Origin of the sequence: Pedobacter agri (assembly GCF_032678665.1) — a bacterium.
Classification (GTDB): Bacteria; Bacteroidota; Bacteroidia; order Sphingobacteriales; family Sphingobacteriaceae; genus Pedobacter; species Pedobacter agri_A.
This window is the reverse complement of record NZ_JAVTSH010000002.1, coordinates 75,633-98,115: the sequence shown is the minus strand read 5'-3', so window position 1 is coordinate 98,115 and position 22,483 is coordinate 75,633. Positions and strand designations below refer to the sequence as shown.

Genomic DNA, 22,483 nt, shown 5'->3' with positions numbered 1-22,483 from the left:
CTCATTTACTTTTAATTTTGTTTATCAAATAAAAAAGAAAAATGGGAACACAAAATAAAATTGCTTTAGTAACTGGCGGAAGCCGTGGTTTGGGCAAAAATGCAGCGCTAAAAATTGCCGAAAAGGGAATTGATGTAATTGTAACTTATCATTCGAAAAAAGAAGAAGCAGAAGAAACTGTTGCTGAAATTAAACAGTTGGGCGTAAATGCCGCTGCAGTGCAATTAAATGTTGGGGAATCTGCATCATTTGATACCTTCTTTACTGAAGTTAAATCTATCTTAAAATCTGTTTTCAATGCAGATCAGTTTGATTTTTTAGTGAACAATGCAGGAATAGGCATTCATGCTTCTTTTGCGGAAACCAGCGAAGAACAATTTGACACGCTGGTAAATATCCAGTTTAAAGGGCCATTCTTTTTAACGCAGAAAGCACTTTCTCATTTAAATGACGGCGGTGCAATCATTAACGTATCTACTGGTTTGGCCAGATTTAGCTTACCAGGTTACGCCGCTTATGCATCAATGAAAGGTGCAATGGAAACCTTAACAAAATATCAGGCAAAAGAGTTAGGCTCAAGAGGAATCAGATCGAATATTGTTGCACCAGGCGCTATTGAAACTGATTTTGGCGGAGGCGTGGTTCGCGACAACGAACAAATGAATGCCGGGATTGCCTCACAAACCGCTTTGGGCCGCGTGGGCTTACCAGATGATATTGGCGGAGTAGTTGCGTTTTTATGTACGGAAGAAGCAAGATGGATCAACGCTCAACGCATTGAAATTTCAGGCGGCATGTTTTTGTAAAATATGTTTCAATCAAAAAGGCATCAGGTTTATAATTCCGATGCCTTTTTGGTTTTCTGCCAGTTATTTTCCATACCAGTCATGATGATCAACTCTGGTGATTTCAGGCTGACCAATCTGATTGAGAATTCTTCTGGCACTCACCAGTGTTTTAAACTCCCGCTCATCGAAATTTGATGCTTTGGGATCAAGACTATTGATGCGGACCATGCCTGCAGACTGTATAAAAGTTCCAGCACCCATGTAAATTGCCGTATGTGTAATTTTGCCATCTGCTATTCCTCTAAGTTTGGCCGCCGAAAAGAAAAGTAAATCCCCAGCTTTCAAATTTTTTAAACATTTCTCCAGGCTTGTCGAATCATTTTCCAGTACATCGATATTTTCACCAATCAAAGCTTGTTGCGACGCATCTCTGGGTATCACAATTCCGTTTAGAAAGTAGCTTGTTTTCGTAAATCCACTGCAATCCACGCCTTTTATTGATGTTCCACCCCACAAGTAAGGCACACCTATTAATGTTTTGGCTGTTGCCAATATGGCCTCGGCGCCAGGATTCACCTGTTTCCTCCAATCAGCAAATAAGGTAGCGTCAGTTTTCTTCACAAAGCCAACTCTTCCATCTGGAAATATCACTTTGTAAAACTTTTTATCTTCGGCGCTTACTTCTAAAATATTTCCTTTTACCAAGTCAGAAACACGCATTGATGTTTCCTCTGCTTCGGTATACGCATGTCCATAATCTGCCAGGTAAATTATTCGTTTGGCCTTCTTCCACTTTTCAAATGTTTCCCTGTTCATTAAACTTAACGCAGCACCATCAGTATAAGATAAATAACCATCAGGTGTTCGCACCAGATAGTAACCACCTTGTTTTTTAAGCACTTCTACAGGTGTTCCCAGCGTCATTTGCGTCATCATCTCTGCGGCATTTTGAGGCGCTGCCCTGTTGTTACAAACCGATAAATTGGCTAATCCGTATTCCATTCCGTTCAGTAATTGCGAAGGAAGACTTTTACTCACTTTAATTATGCTGGTCAGCGTTTTGGTTTTTGTATTAAAAGCTTCCAAAGCTTTTTCCGAGCTGCTTTCTACAAAAACGGTATCACCTTTAATGTGGAAGCCGAAATAAACAGATCGTTTATCGGGAGCAAATTCCTTTTTTACAGCATTTGCAATTGCGTAAATTGCAGTAGTATCAACCTGTGCTTTTAAAGCAGTTGCCACAGTTAAAAGCAAAGTGAATATGCCCAGTTTTTTCATATTTTAAAATTAGTAATATTTCAATTGCCCGAACCTTGCAGGCTGTAACTAATTACTTACTTCCATGCTTTTTGCATTAAGTTTCTCGCCTGAAAATAAATACGTTTTACAGGCGTTATTGATGAAATTACCCTGATGACCAAACTGCTACTACCGTTTTTATTTTTCACCATGTTGAGCGCTGGTGTATCGGCACAAACCTGGACCGATGCTGAATTTCGAAGCGCAAATACGGCTGCCAATGCTCCGTATTTAAGCACCGAGGAAAAGAATATAGTGATGTACATGAATTTGATCAGGATAGACGGTGAAAAATTTTACTATACATTCCTGGAAGACTATATTAATAACTACAATGCCAAGGTTAAAAAGTACCGCAATTATAATCAGCTTAAAATTGCCAGAAATAACTCCTATTACGTTTCACTGCTTAAACATTTACAAACTGTAAAAAACCTGCCCTTGTATTATCCTGATGAAAAATTAACTTTATTGAGCAAAAACCATGCGCAGGATTTAAACAAAAACAACATTGATACACATGAAAGCAGCGATGGAACTAAGTTTGCAAAACGCCTGTCCAGGTATTTCCCCAACAAAACCATGAGTGAAAATATCGACTTCGGCTATTCAAATAGCCTTGATATCGTTTGCCATTTACTTTTAGACTGCGGCGTACCATCGTTGGGGCATCGGTTTAACATTCTCGATCAAAAGAACAAGTTTAATACCGTTGGCGTGGGTATTCAAAGGCACCCAACTTACACCTGGTGTGCCGTAATTGATTTTGTATCACAGCCCATTTATTATACCAATAACCAGCAGTAAGATTTGATGATTTCGGAATATATTTAACTATTGCGGCAAATCTTTATATTTTTGGCGAAATTATTTCAAAAATGCGCAAGGCGATTTTAGCTTTTATAGATTTTTTTTATCCCCCGTTTAAAAAATTTATTTCCTTACATAATTTCAGGTATTTGGCTACCGGCGGAGGGACGCTGCTATTAGGAATACTTAGCTATTACTTTGCATACTTTTTCATTTTTAAAACCAAAGCCGTCAACTTTGGCTTTATCGTATTGCAAAGAGAAACTGCTTCATTAATAGTAGATTATTGTGTTGCAATACCCACAAGTTTTTTATTAAATAAGTATATAATTTTTACACATAGCGAATTGAAAGGTCGGGTACAACTCTTTCGATTTCTTAACCTTCAATTCATTAACATTTTGGCAAACTATGTGTTATTGAAATTTTTACTGGAACTCTTGAGAGATTACCCTACCTTATCCATGCTTTCGAGAATATTGGTTTCAGTATTGATGGCGCTCTTTAGCTATCTATACCAACATTATTTTACTTTCAGTGTAAAAAAAATCGGCAATAAGACCGCTGACAGGAAGCATTAATATTTTGGAAAGCAGGTATAGTGGCGTTTAGGTTACTGCCGCCCCGCCCCCGTTTCAAGTCCGCTCCCGATGAAAAATCGGGATTACGGGCTTTTCACTTTGGTCGGGTTTAAGTGGCCAATGTTGTAATATGATTTGAGTTTTCATGCTACCGGCCGGTCTGCCTTTTTAATTTTTGCAGCAGCCCGGGTGTATAAACGGGATGGCAGCGATATCTCCCGATTTTTCATCGGGAATTTAGCGAACAGCCCGGCTTAAGCTAAAAATGAAATACAGGCTTAGCTTTCCTAATCAAAAATCCTATGGTTTAAAAATTAGAAATTAGCACATCAAACCTTTATTACGTTAGGCTGTTAATTTAGGCAGTCGCTAATTTGCTAACATAAAAGCAACAGCATATCTTAGCTTCCGACCAACTTATTTCATAACCTATGAGCCATTTTAATGACTTTAATAATGCGCAAGTAGCAAAACTACCCCGGCATTTAAAACAATTTATTGTAGCCCAGAACTACGAAAAGTATACCCCAATAGATCAGGCGGTGTGGCGTTATGTAATGCGGCAAAACTACAGCTACTTAAAAAATGTTGCCTATTACCCCTACATTAAGGGTTTGCAACGGGCGGGTTTAAGCATCGAATACATTCCCGATTTGCAAACCATGAACGATAATTTAGGCAAAATTGGCTGGGGTGCTGTGACTGTTGATGGTTTTATTCCACCGGCAGCGTTTATGGAATATCAGGCTTACAGGGTTTTGGTGATTGCCGCCGACATCAGACAAATCAATCATATCGAGTACACTCCAGCCCCTGATATTATCCATGAAAGTGCCGGCCATGCACCCATTATTGCCGATACGGATTATAACAATTATCTCAGTTATTTCGGTTCAATTGGAGCGAAGGCAATGTTTTCGGCTAAAGATTTTGAACTTTATGAAGCCATTAGAAAACTTTCTATTTTGAAGGAAGCTGCTGATGCGGATGATGTGCAAATTGCCAAAGCGGAAAAAGAGCTTCGTTACATAAACGAAAACATGGGCGAGCCTTCTGAAATGGCGTTACTTGGTCGTTTGCACTGGTGGACGGTAGAATATGGTTTAATTGGCAGTTTAGAAAATCCAAAAATTTATGGCGCAGGTTTGTTATCATCAATTGGCGAAAGTGCTACTTGTATGCAACCGGAGGTTGAAAAACTTTGGTATAACATCGATACTATTAATTATCCCTACGACATTACGCAGCCACAGCCACAACTTTTTGTTACCGAAACTTTTCAAAATTTGATTGATGTTTTGGAACAATTTGCCAATACCATGGCTTTTAGGGTTGGTGGCGCAGAAAGTGTAATGAAAGCCATTGCCTGTAAAAACGTAGCAACCGCTGTTTATAGCTCAGGGTTACAGGTGAGCGGGGTGTTTACCGATATCGGTATTGCTTCCAATGATGATTTAACCTTTATTAAAACAACTGGCCCGTCTGCACTGGCTGTTAATGGCAAACAACTAGAAGGGCATGGCAAAAATTATCATCAGGATGGTTTTTCATCTCCCGTAGGAAAATTAAAGGATGCCATTAAACCTCTGGAAGATTATACTGAAGCGGAAATGATTGCTTTAGGTTGCTTCGTCGGCAATAAAACAAAACTGGTTTTTGAAAGCGGCATCACTGTGGCAGGTAATGTAGCGGAGATTGTAAAGGTAGCTGGAAAGGTAATTTTAATTGTTTTCAGAGATTGTACCGTGACAGAAAGCAATGGCAATATTCTATTCAAACCAGAATGGGGAAATTACGACATGGCTGTTGGTGAAAAAATTGTTTCAGTATTTAATGGTGCAGCCGACAAAGATGCCTTTGAGGAAATTACTTTGATTAGCCAGGAGAAAACGCATGCCATTCTTTACGATGAGAAAACGGTAAAACTTCATCAATTATACAAATCGGTTCGCGAAATCAGGGAAAGCGATGAGCATTTAGACCGGTTGCCAGAAATTTTCAACCAGTTAAAAAACAACTTCAGGCATGATTGGCTTTGCGCTCTGGAAGTTTTAGAAATTGTTTATCATAAGAAAATATACCACCAGCTGGAAAAAGAAGTTCAAATTTACCTGGAACTTAAAGCCAACAGAGAAGCAGATCATCATAAATTAATTAACGATGGATTACATGTGATTAAAAATCCGGTAAGCCAATTAATTGAAGAATAACTGTGGCCTTAAATTGTTTATTCACGCATGTCGCCTAAACATTACAACTGTGAAAATTGATATAATTTAATTAAATTTGATTATGATAATTGAGATCCAGCAACCGGTTACCAAAGAAAAAGTTCTTGATGCAATTAAAACGGTATCAGAAAGAACTACAAAAAAGACGCTACGTAAACATTATGGCAAGTTAAAACGCGGTTTGGATGGTGTTAATTATCAACAACAAATAAGAGATGAGTTCATTTAGTTTTGTCGCAGACACAAACTTCCTCATTAATGTTCACGAAGGTTTAGAAAAAACTGAGCCATTTTTGGATGGCACCGCAATAGTTTCTGTCATTTCCGAAATCGAATTATTAGGGTGGCATTTACTTAAAGAAGATGATAAGCGAAGTCTTGAATTGCTTTTGGATGATTGCGTAATTATTGAATTAAACAATGAGATTAAAACTATAGCAATCTCACTTCGACAGCAATTTAAAGTAAAAACCCCTGACGCCATAATCGCTGCAACTTCAAAGTTTTTACAACTTCCACTAGTAACATCTGATAAAGGTTTTAAATCAATACCCGACATCGAACTTATTTTAATTTAGAGATTAAAAAACCTCTACTTAAAATTTAATGGAGCTAGGATAAGTTAGCTTCTAAAACATAACCTTCAAGCATTCAAGCATATCAATATTAAATGAATATTATAATTACAGGAGCAAGCAGTGGAATTGGTTTTGAAACTGCTTTAGAATTTAGCTTACACAAAGAAAATAAAATTGTTGCCATTGCCCGTACCGCAGAAAAATTGCGCAAACTGTTAGAAATTGCCAAAGGTATTAACCCTGACTGCACGCTATTACCCGTTGAATTTGACATTGTTAATGATGATTACGCGGCCTTACTTCCCTTTTTGAAAGAAAGATTGGGTCATATTGATATTTTGATAAACAATGCAGGTTCGCTAATTAACAAACCTTTTTTAGAAACCACAGAGATGGATTTGGGTGAAATGCTGCAAAGCAACGTAATTTCTCATTTCCGAATGATACAAAACACTTTGCCATTGATGAAAAGCGGCAGCCATATTGTAAACATCGGTAGTATGGGTGGTTTTCAAGGAAGCGTAAAATTTCCTGGCTTATCGGCTTACTCGGCCAGCAAAGCGGCATTACACACTTTAACAGAATGTTTGGCATTTGAATTGGCCGAAACCGGGATAAAGGTAAATTGCCTGGCTTTAGGTTCTGCGCAAACTGAAATGTTAGAGGCAGCATTTCCAGGTTATCAAAGCCCGGTAATGGCTTTTGAAATGGGAAAATATGTAGCCGATTTTGCTAAAACTGGACAAAAATTTTTTAACGGAAAAATCTTACCGGTAGCGGTAACTACGCCGTAAAATGCTTAATTTTTAGTAATTTAGGACTCATCTAAAATCTAAATATGGAAAACTATCAGCCTTTTAAAACAACAGATAATGGAAAAAATGCATCCATTGTAAGCTACTTTTGGTTTATCGGATGGCTTATTGCTTACTTTGCAATGTATAAAAATAACGAGACCGATTTGAGTCGTTATCAACTAAGACAAACACTATTATTTCATCTTTGTAGCACAGTGGTGAGCTGGGTTCTAGGAATATTGTTAATTCCACTTATCTTTTCTACAGGCGTACTTGGCGGTGTTTACCTGCTAAGAATTATCCAATTAGGATTTTTTGTACTTTGGGTTATCGGATTAATAGGCGCTGTCCAGGGAGAAAAAAAGCCCATTCCATTTATCGGCGAAAAAGCTCAAACCTTATTTCCAGGCATTTAATTATTGCAAATGATACTTAAATAAAGCTCAGGTGATACTGGACTTCCCCTAAATAGCGTCTAACTTTTTGGGGGCAGTGCATACCTGAGCTTTTTGTTTCAACTGGTTTTCAACATTTTAATGTGCCTTAAAATATTTTTATATCTTTGGCACCAACATATGAAGAAAATAATTCCAATTCTGTTTTTCATTTTGTCTGCTACTGCAGTAAAAGCCCAAACCATAATACCCGCACAATACCAGGAAATGGTAAAAAAGTTGGTTGCCAATCTTCCAAAAGACGCAAAATCAACCAATAATCAAAAGGAAACCAAATCAGAAACATTAATTGATTTTGCAAAAAGCATGTTGGGTATTCGTTACCGATACGCAACGAGCAATCCGAAATTAGGATTTGATTGTTCGGGCTTCGTTAGTTACGTTTTCAGCAATTTTGGTTTCAAAGTACCGCGTTCATCAAGAGAATTCAGTGGTGCCGGCAAAGAAACCAACTTAGAAAATGCAAAGGTGGGCGATGTATTGATTTTTACTGGCAGCAACTCCAGCGTTAGAAGAGTCGGGCATGTGGGAATTGTTTATTCGGTTGATGCCGATGGTATTAAATTCATTCACGCTTCCTCAGGAAAAGCCAAGGGAGTAACGATTACACCATTAAACGGGCATTACAAAACGCGTTTCATGAAAATTGTAAGTATTATCTAAACTTATTTTTTCAGATATTTCCACATCCTGGGTTTTCCTTCAGCAATCCATTCAACGGCTGTATCCAATCTTTTTAGTTTGGTCGCTTCGGTTTTTGCCTCTTCCAGCCAGTTCACATATTCGCGTTTGTTCGATTCGCTAAAATTTTGAAAAATACTTAAAGCGGATGGATCTTCTTGTAGCGCATCGATAAAGTATTGCGGCACTACAAGCGCTGGTTTTTCTGTAGTTTTTGGCTTTGGTGGAAGTTTAATCCCAGCCTCATTGAGCTGAATGGCTTCTAAAATATAGGCGATAAGAATTTCGTCGGCGGGAAGATCATTAACGGATGTAATTTTACCCAAGGAGCCCATTGCATTGTTACTGTCTTTAAAAAGGTTGTACTCATCTTTCATTAAGGAGCCTTTCCAGAAGCCAAAAGCACAGTGATTTTTAAACGAGGCAAAATGGCAAACGGAGCCTTTTAAATCGAAGAAAGGCATACTCCATTTCATTTTTTCTTCTATTCTGGCATCTGCTTTATGAATTAGACTTCTTAGATGATCCAGAATTGGAATCGCAAATTCAGCTGAATTGATAATATATTGATCGACCTGAACGATGGTATGCATGTTGTTTGGTTTTAGAAATTAAATTTAAAGTAAAACAACTTTTAATGCAAGATCTACATTTCCATTTTTAAGAAAATTTCTCGCCAGTTCATGAAGTTCACGTTCTCTATTAGTCACATCTCCTATCGTAGCATCCAAAACTTCCTTTACCTCCGGATGATTTGAAACCAGATCAATTTCATCTTCGTTTGGTAAATGCTCGATATTACCCAGCATACCCAAATCGTTTCCGGTAAGCACCTTTGATAACCGGACAGATTTTGGCAAAGCATCAACACCGATACCGAGTTTAGCCAAAGGCTTAGCTACTTTGAACAAATTGCGCTCCGTAACCCTGCAATACCAATCGCCACCCAAACGGGCAACTAAATCTATTTTTTGCTGATCAATTTTACCATTTTCATCAAGTATGTTTTCATTGATGTGAATCAGCTTGATTTCTGCAAGGATTAAGTTTCCGGCACCGTGACTATCTCCCAAGGGAATCACCTGATTTATCACGCACTCGAACTGAACAGGTGCTTCTGCAACTCTTGGCGGGGTAACCAGTTCAGATTGTAACATCGTAAAACCTGCTTTTTCAAATTCGTTTACACCTTTTGCATACTCCGTACTGGCAAGGCTCATTTGCTGAACCATATCGTAATTGACAATGTTGATGACACATTCTTTCACCTCCAAAACGTTTTCCAAAGTGTGTTTCGTGGTGTTATCACGTACACGCCTGGCCGGCGAAAAAACACAAATCGGCGGCTTTGTGCTAAACATATTGAAAAAACTAAACGGACTCAGGTTAATGTTTCCTTCAGCATCAATAGTTGATGCAAAACAAATTGGCCGCGGAGCGATGGCGTATTGCAGATAATCCTGTAATTGAACGGCAGATAGATCTTCAGTTTTTAGGGTTAGCACGGTAAAGGTTTTAAGGTTAAATGTTTTAATGTTGGAACGCTGAATGATTTAATGTTCTAATGTTGGAAGGTTAGATGTTTTAATGTTGGAAAGTTTTAAGGATGCAATACTTGATATTGGAAAAGTTGTAATGTTTCATGTTATAGCAATTAATTCTAAATAAAACGAGTTTAAGATTCTACCTTTTGCCCTTTAAGTTCTTTTTTTTTAATTCAAAATCTGTCAGATAATCAATAAACCGTTTAGTTTTTGCTGAAAATTCAACACACTTATCATACAAAAAATTGAAATCATTTTGCGAAAGTTTGTTAGCTGCCTGTAGTATTATTATCTTATTTCTAAACTCACCGGAAGAACCTTTGGCATATGTTAAAAATCGAACAAAATCTGGGTTGTTATTATACTCAAAACCTTCGGCAACATTATCAGACATTGACATGGCTGCTCGTCGAAACTGATCTTTCAAGCCAAAGTCAGATTTCATTGGTTCAGAATCAGAAATTCGATAAGCCTCTACCCCTACTTGTTTTGCCAATTGCCAGATTTCCAAATCCTCAAACTTTTCAATTTTTGCCATAACCAAACCTTTAAATACTTAGTTTATAAGCACTGTCATTTTGCACACTTGACATTTCAACTTTCAAACATTTCAATTTTTAACAAAAAACAATTGCAATAGCTAAATTTCAAATACTCAGTTTATAAGCATTGTCATTTGCAACGTGAACATTTCAACATTGAAACATTCCAATTTTGAATAACAAACCAATTTTATTTTTTCAAAGCCAGTATCGAAAAATCAGTTTCAGCTTTGGTGATGGTATTTGTTAAAGCACCTAAGCCTGTGATCTCCATTTCCACTACATCGCCGGGTTGCAGCCATTGTGTTTTGTAGTTTGGATCGTTTAATAAACCCGTTCCGTTAAGCTCCAGAAAACAACCTGTGCCCACCGTTCCTGATCCGATAACATCGCCAGGAAGAATGTCGACACCATAAGCACAACGTTCAATAATCTCTGCAAATGTCCAATCCATATCGGCTGCATTGCCTCTTGAAACTTCGATGCCATTGACACGACAAGTCATTTTCAGATTGTAAGCATTGCCAACATGGCCTTCTTTTGCCGCTACTTTATATTGTTCCAGCTCATCAGGCGTAACCAGCCAGGGCCCAATAACAGTTGAGAAATCTTTGCCTTTCGCAGGACCGAGATTCAACAACATCTCTTCCATTTGTAAGGTTCGGGCGCTCATATCATTCATCACCATATAACCGGCAATGTACTCATCAGCTTCTGCAGCTTTTATATTTCTTCCTTTTTTACCGATTACAATGGCCAGTTCCAGCTCAAAATCAAGTTTTTCAAAATGATCGGGCATACACTCGATTTCGCCAGTTCCTTGTATGGCATTGTGGTTGGTAAAATAAAAGATCGGGTATTCATCAAACTGTGGAATCATATCTACCTTGCGATTCCGGCGGGCTGCCGCTACATGTTGCCTGAAAGCATAACCGTCTCTGCAACTGGTTGGATGCGGAACAGGAGCTAAAATTTCATAAAAAATCTCTTCCTTAGCAGATAAGCTTTCGTCTTTAATCTGTAAATCAACTTTTTTTGCCCTTTCCATCAGCACCTCTCCGCCTTGCAAAAATTCATTCATATTGTCTGGCAGCAATTTATCACAACTGTTTAAATTGTAAATGTGGCCATCAATGAACAGCCCTAAATGCTCTCGGTCTTCAGTTTTGTAACTTACAAGTTTCATATAAATTTGGTTAAAATACGGGGTAAAGCTAGTGATTTAGGGCAGGAAATAAAACACGATCAACTTATTTCAGTTCGGTGTACTTCTGCAGATCAGTTTTGATTAACGGAAAGTCCTTCGCCTCTAATTTTTTATAAAACCGCTTATTTGCAAATAATTCACCAGTGACCAAGCCCAACGAAACGCCTATTGGAATGCCTACCAAAATCAAAACGGCAGACTCTAAAGCATTGGGAGTTTCGACAGCCAAAACAAAAAATGCCAAGGCGCCCGCAATTGCAAATGGTGCTACAATCCCTCTCCTGTGAATATATAGCCTGCTAATTTTTTCGGCGCTCAACCTGCTGGTATCTCCGTTGCTTTTTACTAAAATGAGTTGCGTGTCTTCAGCCGCATAAAAAAAACCTCGATGCCTTTTACCGCTATGCTCAAAAATTTTAATCTTATACTTCCATTTCTTTTGCGCTGAAGCAGTAAAACAAATGGTTATACAAAATAAGAGCGTTAAGAATATCTTCATGTTGATTTTGGTTAGAATTAAAGATAAAGAATTTCTTGTTCAAAATAAATTCACTATTTTAGCACCATCAAAACCATGATTTTAAAAGCATTACATATCAATTTAGTGAACGATGCCATCGCAGCACGTCGCTATAAAATGCTATCTAAATTGATCATGGCTCAATATTCTCTGTAATTCTGAGTATTCTTCCTATTAATTGAAACGCCTTCGCGTTTTGATTGTTTATTCTTTTAGATTTTATTTCTAACCTAAAATATACATTATGCCTGTTTATCATAAATTGGGGCAAATACCTGCAAAACGTCATACGATTTTTCGTAAACCTGATGGAAAGCTTTATGCTGAAGAACTCGTTTCAACAGAAGGTTTCTCAAGTTTATACTCGCTCGTTTATCATTGCCACCCGCCTACCATTGTTAAACACTTAGGAGAACCTTATAGTGTTGAACCTAAAATTGCCAGAGAAAAGCATCTCAAACATACGAGCTTGATTGGCTTTAATATCAAACCAGAAGACGACTTTTTGAAAAGCCGTAAACCTGTTTTAGTAAACAGCGACTTGCATATTGTATTGGCAGCTCCACGAAAATCAATGACGGATTATTTCTACAAAAACAGCCAGGCAGATGAGATGATTTTTGTACATGAGGGATCGGGAAAATTGAAAACGGGCTTTGGGGAAATTAAATTTGCTTATGGCGATTACCTGATTATTCCACGGGGAACGATTTACCAGATGGAATTTGACAACGAACAAAACAGATTGTTCATCGTAGAAAGTTTTAGTCCGCTGAGACCGCCAAAAAGATACCTGAACCAGTACGGACAGTTGATGGAACATGCTCCCTATTGTGAGCGTGATTTACGTTTGCCAGAGAACTTGCAGACACATGATGAGTATGGTGACTTTAAAGTCCTCATTAAAAAGCAAGGATTAATTTATCCTTACACTTATGGTACGCATCCTTTTGATTATGTGGGATGGGATGGTTATCATTATCCATACGCTTTCTCTATTCATGATTTTGAACCCATTACCGGTCGTTTGCACCAGCCACCACCCGTTCACCAAACTTTTGAAGGGCACAATTTTGTAGTTTGTTCTTTTGTTCCCCGCAAATATGATTACCATCCTGACTCCATTCCGGCACCATACAACCACAGCAATGTAGATAGTGATGAAGTGCTTTATTATGTTGACGGCGATTTTATGAGCAGGAAAAGTGTGGTAAAAGGACAGATTACTTTGCATCCAGGAGGCATTCCTCATGGCCCACATCCCGGAACGGTTGAAAAATCAATAGGAAAAGAAAAAACAGATGAACTTGCTGTAATGATTGATCCTTTTAAACCATTGATGCTCACGCAAGAGGCGATTGACATCGAAGATGAAAACTATCACAAAAGCTGGCAGATAAATGTGGAATAAATTAGTCGGAGCTTGGGAGACCGAAGTCCGATCATCAGCAATTGGGTAATATGTCAATAAAAATTGTCTCCACACTATCTTAAAAACAAAACCTTCTGATTTCGGAAACTCGACTTTGGAATTATTAAAAACTTTAATCACCGGACATCCAACTTCGGACTCCGGACTATTTTAAAAATATGGAAACACTAACATTTGCAGAAAAAATATCTAAAGCACAGGATTTTCTGCCTATTAATGGAACTGATTATATAGAATTTTATGTGGGTAATGCAAAGCAGGCAGCCCATTACTACAAAACGGCGTTCGGCTTTCAAAGCTTAGCTTATGCTGGCCCTGAAACCGGGGTTCGTGATCGGGCCTCTTACGTTTTGCAGCAGGGAAAAATCAGATTGATTTTAACCACTGCTTTAAAATCGGAACATCCGATATCGGAGCATGTGAAAAAACATGGCGATGGCGTTAAAGTATTGGCTTTATGGGTTGATGATGCCTATAGCGCTTTTGAAGAAACTACCAAACGTGGTGCAAAACCGTATATGGAGCCTAAAACCTTAACCGATGAACATGGCGAAGTAAAAATGAGTGGCATTTACACTTATGGCGAAACCGTGCACATGTTTATCGAACGAAAGAATTATACCGGCACTTTTATGCCTGGTTATCGGGTTTGGGAAAGCGATTATCAACCTGCAGATGCAGGACTTTTATACATCGATCATTGTGTAGGTAATGTAGGCTGGAATCGAATGAATGAAGCAGTACAATGGTACGAAGATGTGATGGGTTTCGTTAATATCCTTTCGTTTGACGACAAGCAAATCAACACAGAATATTCTGCTTTGATGAGTAAAGTGATGAGCAATGGGAATGGTTTTTCTAAATTCCCGATCAATGAGCCAGCTGAAGGCAAGAAAAAATCACAGATTGAAGAATATTTGGAATATTATGAAGGCGAAGGCGTACAACATATTGCCGTAGCCACAAAAGATATTGTGAAAACGGTAAAGGAACTAAAATCTCGTGGGGTTGAATTCTTAAGTGCACCACCAGAAGCCTATTATGATATGATGCCGCAACGTGTGGGCAAAATTGATGAAGAAATTTCTTTACTGGAAAGTCTGGGTATTTTGGTTGATTGTGACGAGGAAGGTTATCTATTGCAAATTTTTACTAAACCAGTAGAAGATCGTCCAACTCTTTTCTTTGAAATTATTCAGCGTAAAGGTGCACAAAGTTTTGGTGCAGGTAACTTCAAAGCCTTGTTTGAATCTTTGGAAAGAGAACAAGAGTTGAGGGGGAATTTATAGGAACTTTAGTTAATATCGTCATTGAGAGATACGAAGCAATCTATGTTAGTATGAGATTGCTTCGTGCCTTTCAATGACGATCGATTTTATGTTTTTCTAAAGTACTTCGCCCAGGTGCTTGTAGTTAGATTTTATCGTATCAAAAACCTCAGTCATTTTTCCGCCTAGCATTAATTTAGCCATAGATTCTGTCATACCCTTAATCTGAGCCCATTCAATTTTTGGTGGCATTGCCAAGGCGTTTGGGTTAGTCATGATGTTGAGTAATATGGGACTACTTTCCATTAAGGCATGGCTAATAGCATTTTCTACCTCTTCGGGTTTAGAAACCGTTATCCCTTTGAAACCCATTGCCTGGGCTACCAAAGCAAAATCGGGGTTAATCATGTCGGTTTCGTTATCTGGCAAACCATCTACTTCCATCTCCAGTTTAACCATACCTAAAGATCGGTTGTTAAAGACGATAAGTTTAATTGGTAAGTTATATTGTTTAATGGTAGCCAGATCGCCCAAAAGCATCGATAATCCACCATCGCCGCATAACGCGATCACTTGTTTTTCTGGATGAACCAAAGCAGCACCAATGGCCATCGGCATTGCATTTGCCATTGAACCATGATTAAATGAGCCCAGCATTTTTCGTTCTCCAGTGCCATCAATAAAACGGGCACCCCAAACACAACACATTCCGGTATCTACCGTAAAAATAGCGTCTCTCGCAGCTAATCGGTTTATGGTTTCGGCTACAAACTCTGGCTGAATTTTATTTTCTTCACCCTGATCTTTCACATAAACCTGTTGGTTCTCTTTTACTTTTTCGTAAAATTCAAGTTGCGATTTCAAAAATTTGTCGTCCGTTTTTTCTTCCAATAATGGTAGCAGCGCTTTAATTGAGTCGCCAATATTGCCGCATAAACCCATTGTTAATTTAGCTCTTCTACCTAAACGTTCAGGTCGCTCATCAATCTGAATAATTTTATTTTTAACCGGCATGAAATTCACGTAAGGAAAATCAGTTCCCAGGAGTAAAACCAGATCAGCTTCATGCATGGCATGGTAACCTGAAGGCTGCCCTAGAAGCCCGGTCATCCCTACTTCGTATGGATTATTGTATTGAATGCCCATTTTCCCACGGAATGAAAACCCTACAGGTGCTTTCAATCTTGAAGCTAATGCTACAACTTCATCGTGAGCTTCGGCAGCACCGATGCCACAATAAATCATCACTTTCTTTTCTTCGTTCAATATTGTTGACAAGGCATTCAATTCCTGATCAGAAGGACGAATTACCGGTTTATTATTAAACAATTGCATGGATGTAACGCTTTCTACGGCATCCATTTCTGAAACATCACCCGGTAAACCAAATACAGCAACACCTTTTTTATGAATGGCATGTTGAATAGCCGTTTGCAACATTCTCGGTGCCTGTTCTGCAGTGGTGGCTACCTGGTTATAATAGCTACAATCATCAAATAACTTAATGGTATTGGTTTCCTGGAAAAAGTCAGTTCCAAATTCTCCTGTCGGGATGGTGGAAGCAATAGCGATAACCGGCACGTGAGAGCGGTGTGCATCATACAGTCCGTTAATCAAATGCACATGGCCGGGTCCGCAGCTCCCTGCACAACAAGCAATTCCATCGAGTTCAGCTTCAGCTGCAGCTGCAAAAGCACCAACTTCTTCATTCCGAACATGAATCCATTTTATTTTTCCGTTACGTTTTACCGCATCGTTAAAATAATTCAAACTATCGCCGGTAACGGCATACACTCTTTTAACACCAACTTCAACCAGCATTTCTACCAGTTGCTCTGCAACATTTTTACCCATGAACGTATTTTTAATTGATCAACATCATCGTGATGTTAACATCTTATAAATACCTGAATCAGAAATATTGTTTTATATTTTGGAAGGAAAGGACCCTAATCTGACTTGGAGCAGACCAATTTTCGAAATAAATTAAATGCGCTCGTTTCTTCACTAAAACTTCATAATTGAAACGCACCTTTACATCAACAAAATACGAAGCGATTTCTATTTTGTTAAATTCTAAAAACTCATAATTAGTTTTTTAGTTTTCCGGTTACCCTTATCTGATACCTCATGTATTGCAAAATACATGAGGTTTTTTATTTATTCTGTGCTTTCTTTTAGCATCTGGTGTAAAGCGGCGGCATCACCATCAAATTTGGTTCCGTTTACATAGAATGAAGGCGTTCCGTTAACGCCACTCCTCACCCCGCTTTCAAAATCATCTTCCACTTTTTGCTTTACAGCATCTGAAGTAAAATCTCCATGGAATTTTTCCATATCCAGCTCCAGGTTTTCGGCCAATTCTTCAAAAAGATTTTCATCTAAACGATATTGGTTCTCGTACAATGCATCATGCATTTCCCAAAATTTATTTTGCAACGCTGCAGCTTCTGCAGCAGCGGCGGCCGAAAAAGCAAACTGATGAGACTCCTGTAAAGGGAAATTCCGGAATACGAATTTAATCTGATCGCCAAATGTATCTTCAATTTCTTTTATGATGGGATGAGCATCGCCACAAAACGGGCATTGGTAATCGCCAAATTCCACAATGGTAATGGCTGCTGTGTCAGTGCCTTGCACGTGATCGCTATTGTTTACTTCAGGTTTTAAATTGCTCATATTATTTTTTATCCAATTCCTCTAACGCATCTAAAATACCATCGGCACCAGGGTTTACCGCCGTTGGCGATAAGTAACTCCAGGCGATCATGCCTTCCTTATCAATCACAAACAATGCCCTTTTGCTTTCTCCAACTTCATCATCATAAACCCCATAGGCTTTTGATACTGCTCCTTTGGGTTCAAAATCTGCCAATAGTGGAAAGTGTAATTTTCTATCTTTCTCAAAAGCCAGGTGGCACCACACGCTATCAACCGATATTCCAAAAATCTGTGCATCATGCTTTGAAAAATACTTTAGCATTTCATTGTAAAGCGCCATTTGATCGCTGCAAACTGGACTCCAATCTGCCGGATAAAAAGCCAGGATTACATTTTTACCAAGAAAATCTTTCAGTTTTATCTTTTGATCAGGAGTAGCATTCAACTCAAAATCTGGTGCTTTCGTACCTTTTTCTAACATGTTTATACAGTTTAGTTTGAAAATCTTTCCTAGTTAACATCTCAAGATGCCAGTTGTTTGCGATGATAAATTCGGCGCTAACCCAATTTTTGTCTTTTAATAAGATAAGATTGAAGAATAGGATAAAACCCTTTATTGATATCTGCATCAATTAAATCAATTTTATACTGCGCACATTTTAACGCAATTTGTGCCCGGTAAACAGATACGGCGTCTTTATAATTGTCTTTAACCTGGTTGGTATGCACTTTAATGGTGTTGCCGGTTTCCATATCGATAAACTGGTACGGACGGTTTTCAAATTCGAAATTTACTTCTTTCGATTGATCAACCACATTAAAAACTACTACCTCATGTTTGTTAAATTTTAGGTGTTGCAGTGCATCAAAAAACTCATCCGTTTTCGCGGCGCTGGTTTGCGTATTAAATAAATCACTAAAAATAATCACCAGTGAACGCTTATGAATCTGGTCTGCCACTTGGTGTAAGGCTTCGCTTAAATTAGTTTGCGCATTCACCTTTGGTTTTTGCAACAAATCTTCCAGCTGTGTAAACAAGTATTTTTGATGCACAGTGGTAGATTTTGCAGGAGAATTCAGTAAAACCTCATCAGTAAATAAGCTTAATCCAAAAGCATCACGTTGTTTTTTTAGCAAATACATGAGTGAAGCAGTGGCCTGAATGGCGAAAGTAAGCTTATTGTTTTTAGGTTCAGGAAAATACATTGATGAAGAAACATCGATCACAAACTGACAGCGCAAATTGGTTTCTTCCTCAAAACGTTTACTGTACAGTTTATCGGTTTTGGCGTAAAGTTTCCAATCGATATTTTTCACATTGTCGCCGTTATTGTATTGGCGGTGTTCGGCAAACTCCACAGAAAAGCCATGGAACGGACTTTTATGCAAACCTGTAATAAAACCCTCAACAACTTGTTGCGCCAATAGTTCTAAATTCCCGAAGCCCGATTCATTTTCGTAGTTCACCGTCTGCATAAGGTAAAGCTAAAAAGATTTACGAATTAATTGTTTATAAATCACCTTGTATTTTGTTTTTGGAAAGCAAGGGCTGTCAACTTTATTACAGCTTGCTCCCGCTATCGTTTCAAATCCTCTCCCGATGAAAAATCGGGATCCGGGTTTTCCACTTTATCGGGTTTAGGTGGCAGCCACAGTGCACCTATCAGGAACGAGTTTATTGCAATCGGTAGCGCATCGGAATCGCAAAGACAGAAAATAAAAACGCCAATGGTAGTTATTGCCGCTCCCGGCTTTCGAGCAATCATCTGCAACTAATGAAATAGATTCTTCGTGCCTCAGAATGACAGCATTTTTCTGCTATCCGCAACTGCCCTCAATTGCAGAAAATAAAACAAAATGTTTAGCCATATTTCTACAATTACACAATTATATTACTTTTGCGCCATGATTTAAAAAATAATAATGAAGAAAAACACACTATTAATTCTATCATCCCTGATTAGTATTTATAGTTTTGGTCAAACCGTTAAAGGAGGAAAAGTAGACACAGAAAGTACAAAAATTTTAAGCAAGCTCGATACAGCAAAGAAACAAGAAGGCTGGACGATTCGAGGAACGAACATTTTATTATTAAACCAGGCAGCCTTTTCCAATTGGGTAGCTGGTGGAATAAATTCGGTGGCATTAACTGCCCGTACCGATTATGAATTCAATTTAAAAAAGGGTAAAAACCTTTGGGAAAACCGAATTTTACTGGGTTATGGTTTACGCTCTGAACAGAAACAACAAACCACCAAAGTTGAGGATGTAATAGACCTGACTTCGAAATACGGTTATCAGATTAACAATAGCAACTGGTTTGCAGCAGCTGCTTTAAATTTCAAAACCCAGTTTAGCAAAGGCTACGATTACAGCAAACCCACTCAAGGTTATCTTTCTAATTTTCTATCGCCAGGTTACATTACGGCAGGTTTTGGTGTAGATTATATACCAAATGATAACTTTCAGCTCAGCATTCATCCACTTACTTCACGTTTCACCTTTGTAACGGATGATGCTGTTTTTGATCCAGACAACAATGGCATTTTAACAGAAGCTTTTGGCGTTACGCCGGGAAAACATTTAGTATATCAATTAGGCGCCTATGTTGGCGGCAGGTACAAAACCAAATTGATGGATAATATTTTACTGGATAATCGTTTTGGTGTGTTTAGCAATTATTTGAAAAAACCACAAAACCTGGTAATGGCCTATTCGGCCATTTTAGACATGAAAGTGAATCGCTTCATTTCTACTCAAATTACAGCAGATTTATTTTATGATGACAACCAAATTGGCAAACTACAGCTTAAGGAAACTTTGGGTGTTGGCTTGACTTACAAATTTGGCAAGTATTAATTTTTATAATGGCTAGTGTTTTAACTTTTCAACCAATAGAGCGTTGAGGTGAGTAAGACACTAGCCATTAGTTATAATATATAATGCTGTTGCCAATATAGCGTCGTCATTTCAATTGGAGCATAACTTGTACCGATTTTATATCGGTAGCGGAAAATAGAAATCTTTTCACTTTACATCTGGTGTCCTCACCTGCCGGAAAACATCAGCAAAAGATTTCTCCACTTCAGTCGAAATGACGATTGATCAAGAAGTCTTAGTGATTATAGCCTGAGCTTCCGACCGAATGATGCATAAAAAAATGGTTGGTGAGACACCAACCACTAAGGTAAAAGCATTAGTTAAAAGATTTCTCCACTTCGGTCGAAATGACGATCTATCAAAAAGCGTTACATCTATCCGCTGGTGTCCTCACCGGCCGAAACATATTATTTCTTCGCTATTTTATACAAATTACCATTATCCGTAACCGTATAAAAAGCACCATCTTTCTCCACTAAATCACGGAAACGTTCTCCTTTTCCAGCAAGTAGTCGTTCTTCGCCAACTACCTTGTTGTCTTTGATTACCAAGCGGCTAATGTGCGATCCGCTTAATCCGCCAACAAACAAATTACCTTTCCACTCCGGAATAACGCTACTGTTGTAGAAAGCAATTGAACCAGGAGATAGCACAGGGTTCCAGTAATAAACAGGTTGTTCCATACCTTCTTTTTGCTGAATGCCCTCTCCTACAGCTTTTCCACTGTATTCGATACCATAAGTAATAATCGGCCATCCATAATTTTTACCTGGTTTTATCAGGTTCACTTCATCGCCTCCCCTCGGACCAAACTCAGCTTCCCATAAATCGCCCGTTTGCGGGTTAATTGCCAACCCGTCAGGATTACGAAGGCCGTAAGCATAAATTTCTGGTTTAGCATCTGCTTTGCCAGCAAACGGCCCACTCGGAACTGCTTTGCCGTCTTTAGTTAAATGAAGAATTTTACCCAACGATGAATTTAACTGCTGTGCCTGAATTCTAACTTCGCGATCTGATCGTTCTCCAGTACTCACAAACAGATTTCCATTTTTATCAAATACGATTCTTGAACCATACTGCAACTTGCCAGTATGTGCCGGTGTAGCACGATAAATGATGGTTTGATTTTCAATTTTAGTTTCACTAGCCGATAACTTACCTTTCGCAATGGCTAAAAGCGAACCTTTGGCCTGCGGCTCGGCATAAGCCCAATAAACCATTCTGTTTTTAGCGAAATCAGGATCTAAGGTTACGTCCAGCAGTCCGCCCTGACCAGAAGCATCAACCTTTGGCAAACCTTCAATTTTTTTAGTGAGTTTTCCGCTGGCATCCAGAATAACCATGGTTCCCTGCTTTTGGGTAATTAGAAAACCTCCATTTGGAAGCACAGCAATGGCCCACGGGTTTTCCAGTTTTCCGTTGATGACTGAGATATCTAGCGGAGTGGAAGTTTTAACACCCGCAACACGGGTTTGGCCCTCGAAAGCAGGTTTATAATCAGCGGTGGGTTTTTCCGTTTCAACAGGACTTTGGCCTGAAACGCAGGCAACATTTACGCAGTTCAAGGTAAATCCTGTAATTAAAATACCCAGTGTTTTGTTAGTAATGAGTTTCATAGGAATAATGAGATTTAATACTAAAGGAACAAAAATATTTGCTCATTAAAAAACCCGAATTCATTAAATGAACCCGGGTTTTAAATATGTTACAAGCCTTGCAGCTTTTTGCTTTAATCTTTTATACTTTTAAGCCAACTGCTTGTTTAATTTATCAGCCAATACTGATTTTGGAACCGCACCAACTTGTTTGTCAACAACTTGACCATCTTTGAAATATAATAAAGCTGGAATGTTACGAATACCGAATTGCATAGAAATTTGAGGGTTGTTATCAACATTCACTTTTCCAACTACCGCTTTTCCATCATATTCTTTTGCGATTTCTTCTACTACCGGACCTACCATGCGACAAGGGCCACACCATTCTGCCCAAAAATCTACTAATACGGGTTTATCTGATTTTAATACAAGCTCTTCAAAGTTTGCATCTGTGATTTCTAATGCCATAATTATTTTTTTTATGTTCAAATATATGTATTCAATTGTAATGCCAACTACAGTGTAATGTCAATTTGACACTATTGTGGTTTGTTAGCTGATTGGTTTTTTAGTTGTTTAGTTTTTAGGCACAATTACAAATACGAAATAAC

The 22,483-nt window shown here is 38.4% G+C and carries 24 protein-coding genes; 12 read left to right on the top strand and 12 right to left on the bottom strand.

What is annotated here, in order from left to right:
* Nucleotides 1–41: 41 nt before the first annotated feature.
* Nucleotides 42–806 (top strand): SDR family oxidoreductase, encoded by a 765-nt coding sequence (locus tag R2Q70_RS03865; RefSeq protein WP_316806342.1) that lies wholly within the window; start codon nucleotides 42–44, stop codon nucleotides 804–806.
* Between the two features lie 63 nt (nucleotides 807–869).
* On the opposite strand, the gene R2Q70_RS03860 is transcribed toward R2Q70_RS03865, so the two are convergent.
* Nucleotides 870–2,066: an SH3 domain-containing C40 family peptidase gene (locus R2Q70_RS03860; RefSeq protein ID WP_316806341.1), complete on the bottom strand. Its 1,197-nt coding sequence runs from the start codon at nucleotides 2,064–2,066 to the stop codon at nucleotides 870–872.
* A gap of 135 nt (nucleotides 2,067–2,201) precedes the next feature.
* On the opposite strand from R2Q70_RS03860, the gene R2Q70_RS03855 reads away from it, so the two are divergent.
* The 8 genes from R2Q70_RS03855 to R2Q70_RS03825 all read left to right on the top strand — a co-directional run bounded on the left by R2Q70_RS03855 (nucleotide 2,202) and on the right by R2Q70_RS03825 (nucleotide 8,202).
* Nucleotides 2,202–2,894, top strand: a complete 693-nt coding sequence (locus tag R2Q70_RS03855) for a CAP domain-containing protein (RefSeq protein ID WP_316806340.1) — start codon at nucleotides 2,202–2,204, stop codon at nucleotides 2,892–2,894.
* A 71-nt stretch (nucleotides 2,895–2,965) separates the two neighbouring features.
* Nucleotides 2,966–3,478: a GtrA family protein gene (locus R2Q70_RS21880; protein WP_410478354.1), complete on the top strand. Its 513-nt coding sequence runs from the start codon at nucleotides 2,966–2,968 to the stop codon at nucleotides 3,476–3,478.
* A gap of 431 nt (nucleotides 3,479–3,909) precedes the next feature.
* On the top strand, nucleotides 3,910–5,688 hold the full coding sequence (locus R2Q70_RS03850; RefSeq protein WP_316806339.1) for an aromatic amino acid hydroxylase: 1,779 nt from the start codon (nucleotides 3,910–3,912) through the stop codon (nucleotides 5,686–5,688).
* 82 nt (nucleotides 5,689–5,770) lie between these two features.
* On the top strand, nucleotides 5,771–5,938 hold the full coding sequence (locus R2Q70_RS03845) for a hypothetical protein (protein ID WP_316806338.1): 168 nt from the start codon (nucleotides 5,771–5,773) through the stop codon (nucleotides 5,936–5,938).
* Nucleotides 5,925–6,287, top strand: a complete 363-nt coding sequence (locus tag R2Q70_RS03840; protein WP_316806337.1) for a type II toxin-antitoxin system VapC family toxin — start codon at nucleotides 5,925–5,927, stop codon at nucleotides 6,285–6,287. The genes R2Q70_RS03845 and R2Q70_RS03840 overlap by 14 nt, the downstream gene beginning before the upstream one ends.
* Nucleotides 6,288–6,379: 92 nt before the next feature.
* Nucleotides 6,380–7,081, top strand: coding sequence for an SDR family oxidoreductase (locus R2Q70_RS03835; RefSeq protein ID WP_316806336.1), 702 nt, complete (start codon nucleotides 6,380–6,382; stop codon nucleotides 7,079–7,081).
* Nucleotides 7,082–7,125: 44 nt separating this feature from the next.
* Complete coding sequence (locus tag R2Q70_RS03830; protein ID WP_316806335.1) at nucleotides 7,126–7,500, top strand: DUF4870 domain-containing protein; 375 nt, start codon at nucleotides 7,126–7,128, stop codon at nucleotides 7,498–7,500.
* A 159-nt stretch (nucleotides 7,501–7,659) separates the two neighbouring features.
* Nucleotides 7,660–8,202 (top strand): C40 family peptidase, encoded by a 543-nt coding sequence (locus R2Q70_RS03825; RefSeq protein ID WP_316806334.1) that lies wholly within the window; start codon nucleotides 7,660–7,662, stop codon nucleotides 8,200–8,202.
* Nucleotides 8,203–8,204: 2 nt separating this feature from the next.
* Here R2Q70_RS03825 and R2Q70_RS03820 read toward each other — a convergent pair whose 3' ends face one another.
* The 5 genes from R2Q70_RS03820 to R2Q70_RS03800 all read right to left on the bottom strand — a co-directional run bounded on the left by R2Q70_RS03820 (nucleotide 8,205) and on the right by R2Q70_RS03800 (nucleotide 12,012).
* Entirely contained in the window at nucleotides 8,205–8,813 is a 609-nt protein-coding gene (locus R2Q70_RS03820) for a YdeI/OmpD-associated family protein (protein WP_316806333.1), read from the bottom strand.
* Nucleotides 8,814–8,837: 24 nt separating this feature from the next.
* Nucleotides 8,838–9,725, bottom strand: coding sequence for a flavin reductase family protein (locus tag R2Q70_RS03815; RefSeq protein WP_316806332.1), 888 nt, complete (start codon nucleotides 9,723–9,725; stop codon nucleotides 8,838–8,840).
* Nucleotides 9,726–9,903: 178 nt separating this feature from the next.
* Nucleotides 9,904–10,302: a four helix bundle protein gene (locus tag R2Q70_RS03810; RefSeq protein ID WP_316806331.1), complete on the bottom strand. Its 399-nt coding sequence runs from the start codon at nucleotides 10,300–10,302 to the stop codon at nucleotides 9,904–9,906.
* Between the two features lie 194 nt (nucleotides 10,303–10,496).
* Nucleotides 10,497–11,492: a fumarylacetoacetate hydrolase family protein gene (locus tag R2Q70_RS03805; protein ID WP_316806330.1), complete on the bottom strand. Its 996-nt coding sequence runs from the start codon at nucleotides 11,490–11,492 to the stop codon at nucleotides 10,497–10,499.
* A gap of 64 nt (nucleotides 11,493–11,556) precedes the next feature.
* Nucleotides 11,557–12,012 (bottom strand): hypothetical protein, encoded by a 456-nt coding sequence (locus R2Q70_RS03800; RefSeq protein WP_316806329.1) that lies wholly within the window; start codon nucleotides 12,010–12,012, stop codon nucleotides 11,557–11,559.
* A 265-nt stretch (nucleotides 12,013–12,277) separates the two neighbouring features.
* Between R2Q70_RS03800 and R2Q70_RS03795 the strand changes: the two genes are divergently transcribed.
* Nucleotides 12,278–13,444, top strand: coding sequence for a homogentisate 1,2-dioxygenase (locus R2Q70_RS03795; RefSeq protein ID WP_316806328.1), 1,167 nt, complete (start codon nucleotides 12,278–12,280; stop codon nucleotides 13,442–13,444).
* A gap of 179 nt (nucleotides 13,445–13,623) precedes the next feature.
* Nucleotides 13,624–14,754 carry a 4-hydroxyphenylpyruvate dioxygenase gene (gene hppD / locus R2Q70_RS03790; protein WP_316806327.1) on the top strand — a complete coding sequence of 377 codons (1,131 nt, stop codon included), beginning with the start codon at nucleotides 13,624–13,626 and terminating at the stop codon, nucleotides 14,752–14,754.
* Nucleotides 14,755–14,850: 96 nt separating this feature from the next.
* On the opposite strand, the gene R2Q70_RS03785 is transcribed toward hppD, so the two are convergent.
* The 4 genes from R2Q70_RS03785 to R2Q70_RS03770 form a co-directional block, all read right to left on the bottom strand.
* Nucleotides 14,851–16,587 carry a thiamine pyrophosphate-dependent enzyme gene (locus R2Q70_RS03785; protein ID WP_316806326.1) on the bottom strand — a complete coding sequence of 579 codons (1,737 nt, stop codon included), beginning with the start codon at nucleotides 16,585–16,587 and terminating at the stop codon, nucleotides 14,851–14,853.
* A gap of 306 nt (nucleotides 16,588–16,893) precedes the next feature.
* The gene (locus R2Q70_RS03780) at nucleotides 16,894–17,412 is read right to left on the bottom strand and encodes a DsbA family protein (protein ID WP_316806325.1); all 519 of its coding nucleotides are present in this window, start codon (nucleotides 17,410–17,412) and stop codon (nucleotides 16,894–16,896) included.
* Between the two features lies 1 nt (nucleotide 17,413).
* A complete protein-coding gene (locus tag R2Q70_RS03775) occupies nucleotides 17,414–17,875 on the bottom strand; it encodes a redoxin domain-containing protein (protein WP_316806324.1) in 462 nt (153 codons plus the stop codon).
* Nucleotides 17,876–17,952: 77 nt separating this feature from the next.
* Nucleotides 17,953–18,870: a DUF58 domain-containing protein gene (locus tag R2Q70_RS03770; RefSeq protein WP_316806323.1), complete on the bottom strand. Its 918-nt coding sequence runs from the start codon at nucleotides 18,868–18,870 to the stop codon at nucleotides 17,953–17,955.
* A 447-nt stretch (nucleotides 18,871–19,317) separates the two neighbouring features.
* On the opposite strand from R2Q70_RS03770, the gene R2Q70_RS03765 reads away from it, so the two are divergent.
* The gene (locus tag R2Q70_RS03765; RefSeq protein WP_316806322.1) at nucleotides 19,318–20,253 is read left to right on the top strand and encodes a DUF3078 domain-containing protein; all 936 of its coding nucleotides are present in this window, start codon (nucleotides 19,318–19,320) and stop codon (nucleotides 20,251–20,253) included.
* 428 nt (nucleotides 20,254–20,681) lie between these two features.
* On the opposite strand, the gene R2Q70_RS03760 is transcribed toward R2Q70_RS03765, so the two are convergent.
* Nucleotides 20,682–21,890, bottom strand: coding sequence for a PQQ-dependent sugar dehydrogenase (locus R2Q70_RS03760; protein ID WP_316806321.1), 1,209 nt, complete (start codon nucleotides 21,888–21,890; stop codon nucleotides 20,682–20,684).
* Between the two features lie 129 nt (nucleotides 21,891–22,019).
* The gene (gene trxA, locus R2Q70_RS03755; RefSeq protein ID WP_010602362.1) at nucleotides 22,020–22,340 is read right to left on the bottom strand and encodes a thioredoxin; all 321 of its coding nucleotides are present in this window, start codon (nucleotides 22,338–22,340) and stop codon (nucleotides 22,020–22,022) included.
* Nucleotides 22,341–22,483: the final 143 nt, after the last annotated feature.

Excerpts from the sequence above, each read along its gene's own strand:
- R2Q70_RS03765 (WP_316806322.1), top strand. The coding sequence starts at position 19,318 with ATGAAGAAAAACACACTATTAATTCTATCATCCCTGATTAGTATTTAT.
- R2Q70_RS03785 (WP_316806326.1), bottom strand. The coding sequence starts at position 16,587 with ATGGGTAAAAATGTTGCAGAGCAACTGGTAGAAATGCTGGTTGAAGTT.
- R2Q70_RS03865 (WP_316806342.1), top strand. The coding sequence starts at position 42 with ATGGGAACACAAAATAAAATTGCTTTAGTAACTGGCGGAAGCCGTGGT.
- R2Q70_RS03830 (WP_316806335.1), top strand. The coding sequence starts at position 7,126 with ATGGAAAACTATCAGCCTTTTAAAACAACAGATAATGGAAAAAATGCA.
- R2Q70_RS03775 (WP_316806324.1), bottom strand. The coding sequence starts at position 17,875 with ATGTTAGAAAAAGGTACGAAAGCACCAGATTTTGAGTTGAATGCTACT.
- R2Q70_RS03825 (WP_316806334.1), top strand. The coding sequence starts at position 7,660 with ATGAAGAAAATAATTCCAATTCTGTTTTTCATTTTGTCTGCTACTGCA.
- R2Q70_RS03850 (WP_316806339.1), top strand. The coding sequence starts at position 3,910 with ATGAGCCATTTTAATGACTTTAATAATGCGCAAGTAGCAAAACTACCC.
- R2Q70_RS03770 (WP_316806323.1), bottom strand. The coding sequence starts at position 18,870 with ATGCAGACGGTGAACTACGAAAATGAATCGGGCTTCGGGAATTTAGAA.
- R2Q70_RS03760 (WP_316806321.1), bottom strand. The coding sequence starts at position 21,890 with ATGAAACTCATTACTAACAAAACACTGGGTATTTTAATTACAGGATTT.
- R2Q70_RS03845 (WP_316806338.1), top strand. The coding sequence starts at position 5,771 with ATGATAATTGAGATCCAGCAACCGGTTACCAAAGAAAAAGTTCTTGAT.
- R2Q70_RS03840 (WP_316806337.1), top strand. The coding sequence starts at position 5,925 with ATGAGTTCATTTAGTTTTGTCGCAGACACAAACTTCCTCATTAATGTT.
- R2Q70_RS03810 (WP_316806331.1), bottom strand. The coding sequence starts at position 10,302 with ATGGCAAAAATTGAAAAGTTTGAGGATTTGGAAATCTGGCAATTGGCA.
- hppD (WP_316806327.1), top strand. The coding sequence starts at position 13,624 with ATGGAAACACTAACATTTGCAGAAAAAATATCTAAAGCACAGGATTTT.
- R2Q70_RS03820 (WP_316806333.1), bottom strand. The coding sequence starts at position 8,813 with ATGCATACCATCGTTCAGGTCGATCAATATATTATCAATTCAGCTGAA.
- R2Q70_RS03835 (WP_316806336.1), top strand. The coding sequence starts at position 6,380 with ATGAATATTATAATTACAGGAGCAAGCAGTGGAATTGGTTTTGAAACT.
- R2Q70_RS03805 (WP_316806330.1), bottom strand. The coding sequence starts at position 11,492 with ATGAAACTTGTAAGTTACAAAACTGAAGACCGAGAGCATTTAGGGCTG.
- R2Q70_RS03860 (WP_316806341.1), bottom strand. The coding sequence starts at position 2,066 with ATGAAAAAACTGGGCATATTCACTTTGCTTTTAACTGTGGCAACTGCT.
- R2Q70_RS21880 (WP_410478354.1), top strand. The coding sequence starts at position 2,966 with ATGCGCAAGGCGATTTTAGCTTTTATAGATTTTTTTTATCCCCCGTTT.
- R2Q70_RS03795 (WP_316806328.1), top strand. The coding sequence starts at position 12,278 with ATGCCTGTTTATCATAAATTGGGGCAAATACCTGCAAAACGTCATACG.
- R2Q70_RS03855 (WP_316806340.1), top strand. The coding sequence starts at position 2,202 with ATGACCAAACTGCTACTACCGTTTTTATTTTTCACCATGTTGAGCGCT.
- R2Q70_RS03780 (WP_316806325.1), bottom strand. The coding sequence starts at position 17,412 with ATGAGCAATTTAAAACCTGAAGTAAACAATAGCGATCACGTGCAAGGC.
- R2Q70_RS03800 (WP_316806329.1), bottom strand. The coding sequence starts at position 12,012 with ATGAAGATATTCTTAACGCTCTTATTTTGTATAACCATTTGTTTTACT.
- trxA (WP_010602362.1), bottom strand. The coding sequence starts at position 22,340 with ATGGCATTAGAAATCACAGATGCAAACTTTGAAGAGCTTGTATTAAAA.